The organism is Desulfobacterium sp. N47 (genome assembly GCF_051233685.1).
Taxonomy (GTDB): Bacteria; Desulfobacterota; Desulfobacteria; order Desulfobacterales; family RPRI01; genus RPRI01.
The window spans coordinates 1-3,332 of the sequence record NZ_JBAMMY010000216.1; the positions used below are offsets into that span (position 1 = coordinate 1).

Consider the following 3,332-nt stretch of genomic DNA (forward strand, 5'->3'; position numbering starts at 1 on the left):
CGGTCGAAAAAGTGACGGCGATCCGGGAACCAAAAGCCTCTGGCTCGGTTTGCAACGAGTGGACGATCTCGCCGGCATGTGGAGAGTTCTCATGGCATATGCCCAATCCAATCGTGCTAAACAGACTTATGGGTAAGGGTCAGATGCTCGGGGGAGGAATAAAGGATCTTGGATACCTCTTGTATGGCACATCAACTAGTTTAGACATAGTCTCAGTATCATATCGACCTGACCATTGTTTCCAAGTCCATTCTATCTGTCTATATGCAGTTTCCATTGGTTTGTCTTTATGGATAATTTCCTTACCTTCGGCATTAAATAAGCATATAGGACCAAACTTTGATGGTGGCAGTATTGTTTCACCTTCACTAAACGAATCAGAAAAGCCAATTTTGAGCAGAATATTTTTTGAATTATCAGTAAATCGAAATCCTGGAATTACTGTTGTACCTTTGGGAAGGCGTGAGAGATATTTGTCGAGTTTTAGCTTCCTCTTACCGGTTATAATCATTTCATCCTCTATAAGTTTTTAAGTAAAATAAAGCTGGTAAAATCTTGTATGACGCGCCAAACTTATTACTATACACATCAAGTTAATATAAAATATAAATGTTTAGAAAATGATGGTATCTGCTAATTTTTATGAATAGATTCCTCAAGTTTCAGAATCGAATACAATACGCTTTCGGTACAAATAGAATCTTGATTTTTTCCATATCAACACAAACAAATTATAAGAATTTGTCCACGCTTCAAAATTGGCATCAACTCTTTCCCCATTCTTATTTTTCAATAATATTTCCCCGTCGTAAATATCGGCAACACCTACAATTGGCTTATTCATTATCTGGGTAAACGGATGATCACTATAATACTTATTATCTATACACGTCCCATTAAATTCGTTTATAAATTTTTTTGAGGCAACAGGGTAAAGAAGTTCATAAGGTTGTTCCATGTTTCCTTTGTATAATTCACTATATTTGCACTGTTGCATAACAAAAAGTGCACATGATTTTGAGTGTGTCGCAACATAATTCCAGAAAGTGGAATGAAACGATGCCCCGTAATCTTGTTTTAGTTTTATGCCGGTTCGTAGTGAGAGATCAAATTCTCTGGCTTCTTTTTCGAATCGGTCACATTGAAAAAGAAGTTGAACACTGCCATAATTCGCCTCTTTTTCGAACTGTCTGGCAATGTCAGGCCGCAGAGTTTCATAATTGTCTTCAAAGTACTTATATGTTTCGACCTGCCAAGGAAGCATGTCATGGCTCACTTCATGGAAAGTGATAAATGGTTTTTTTGATTCAGTAACATCAGGGCTGATTATTATTGTTTTTTCCCGAACGTCCAAGATGCCAAGAATTTTCTCAAGACCTGATATTAACGAGCTACTGGCCATTCCCCAAAAAGATTCCTTATAATCATCAATGTCAATACCACCACTTAAAACAAGCTTTGCACAATTCAAAATATCTTCCTGCGGAGTGGGGAGTCTGTCCCCCACGTCCGCAGCACGCAATAACTGTCTTGCGTATTTCGCTATATCTTCCGCAGAATCAAGTTCGGTATTGTTTATACTCAAAACAGCCATATATTATTTCTTTTTCCGTTTATTCCTTATAAATTCAATATATTCAAGAACTGCTTCTTTTTCATCGTCGTTTAATTCAGTCATCGCTTTGAATGCGACATCTGACATAATTTTTTTACTGACGTTTTCTCCTTCAATTTTGTGTATGTATCCCGCTAATTTCATCAAATTATTATATGATGTATCATAAACTTCGGCAAGTTTATGTAAAATATGCGGGGATGGTTCTTTAATTTTTCCATTTTCAAGTTGGCTAAGATAAGCGTTTGAGACTCCGGTTTTTTTTTCAACTTGGCGCAATGACAAGTCTTTTGCTGTCCTTAATTCTTTTAATACCTCCGGGAGTCCTTTGGTTTCCATGCATCACCCCTCCTTTTTTTTATTGTTACCAAGAAATGGGTGGGCTGGCACCACCCAAAGAACTTGGCTAAGAAAAATTAATTTTTCTTACTTTTGATTTTTATGCGGAAAGCTTTAAGCCCATACTGATAGGCATATATTTTTTTCCCACTTTTTGTAGTAATGTATTTAGTGTATATATATTCACTATCTTTTTCCAATCAATAATCCTTCCTTTCTCCAGTAGCGAATTTCCTGTTGCCAAGGGGGCAAAGTTGTGTTATTTTAAAATCAAGATCGATTGCCAGCACACAACTTGGCAAAATCCTTTGGCCTGCTACTGGATAAGCCTAAGGCAACAGCTAAAGCCGAATTGCACTTCGGCTTTAGTTTTGGACAAACCGCTTAGCGGTGCTTGTCCTTTCAGGTATTAACTATAATTATCACTGCTTGATTTGTCAAGCATTTTTATGCTTTTATCGAACTTTTTTCTAACCCCCAGCGTGAATCTTGATGATTCTAATTGATTTCCGACTGAGCTTTGAAGAAATAACCAACTGAAAATATATAGAATATAGGTATGCAAATCACACTCAACACACCGCAGGATTTACCACTCGACAACGCAACACAACCAAATAAAAGGGAACCGATTGGTATCCAGTTCATGATTTTTTCTTGTTTTTAGACGTATTATAGTACGTACTAACTTATTTAATATATACCCAAATATATATGAATATATTTTGATTTGTACCGCAAATATGATTTTCTGCCCACATGTGTATTATGTCACAATGCTCGAAACACAAGCCTCTGTGTGATAGATTTTCTTGCTGGCCAGCTCATATTCCCATCCAGCATGGTTACACGGTATAGGTTTTTCTAACCTGCGTTTGAAATCTACTATTTTTTAATGAAAATAATAGAACTGCTGAGTTGAGGAAGGATTCAATAAAAAAACCGCATCAAGCTTTTTTGACATCGCCAAACCGGCGAAATCGTACTCTTCACCTACAAACAAATGTTACCGGATTCTTTGGAAACCGTTTATTACGGATGGAAAGAAAGTCGCTTCAAGTTCAAGAGACTTTTTTCACGAACCAATATCAGGCAAGCATTTGCGACGACGCTGTCGTAGACAGGCACCTTTTGTTCTTCTCATATGATATCGTCCTCATCAGGACATTATCTTTGACTAATTCATGACCGAAAAGAAAAGCCCGGTCCTGAAATCCATCATCTTTTTTTCTTATTGCTGAGGAGATTTAATAAGTCGGTCAAGATTTGCCGCAAGGCGACCACCGTGTCGATTTAAGTGTTAACGTCGGCGAAATATCCTTTCAACGCATTGCATATCAAAGATGTTTTGGAGGGGATAGCGGTAAAAGACAGCAAA

The 3,332-nt window shown here is 37.3% G+C and carries 3 protein-coding genes; all 3 read right to left on the reverse strand.

What is annotated here, in order from left to right:
* Positions 1-139 precede the first annotated feature (139 nt).
* Positions 140-511 carry a hypothetical protein gene (locus VXK47_RS14085; RefSeq protein ID WP_435549423.1) on the reverse strand — a complete coding sequence of 124 codons (372 nt, stop codon included), beginning with the start codon at positions 509-511 and terminating at the stop codon, positions 140-142.
* Positions 512-655: 144 nt separating this feature from the next.
* Positions 656-1,594, reverse strand: a complete 939-nt coding sequence (locus VXK47_RS14090) for a hypothetical protein (protein ID WP_435549424.1) — start codon at positions 1,592-1,594, stop codon at positions 656-658.
* Positions 1,595-1,597: 3 nt separating this feature from the next.
* Positions 1,598-1,954 (reverse strand): helix-turn-helix domain-containing protein, encoded by a 357-nt coding sequence (locus VXK47_RS14095; RefSeq protein WP_435549425.1) that lies wholly within the window; start codon positions 1,952-1,954, stop codon positions 1,598-1,600.
* Between the last annotated feature and the right edge of the window lie 1,378 nt (positions 1,955-3,332).

What these genes read in the sequence shown, in the direction of transcription:
- VXK47_RS14085 (WP_435549423.1), bottom strand. Translation starts at nt 511, where the DNA reads ATGATTATAACCGGTAAGAGGAAGCTAAAACTCGACAAATATCTCTCA.
- VXK47_RS14090 (WP_435549424.1), bottom strand. Translation starts at nt 1,594, where the DNA reads ATGGCTGTTTTGAGTATAAACAATACCGAACTTGATTCTGCGGAAGAT.
- VXK47_RS14095 (WP_435549425.1), bottom strand. Translation starts at nt 1,954, where the DNA reads ATGGAAACCAAAGGACTCCCGGAGGTATTAAAAGAATTAAGGACAGCA.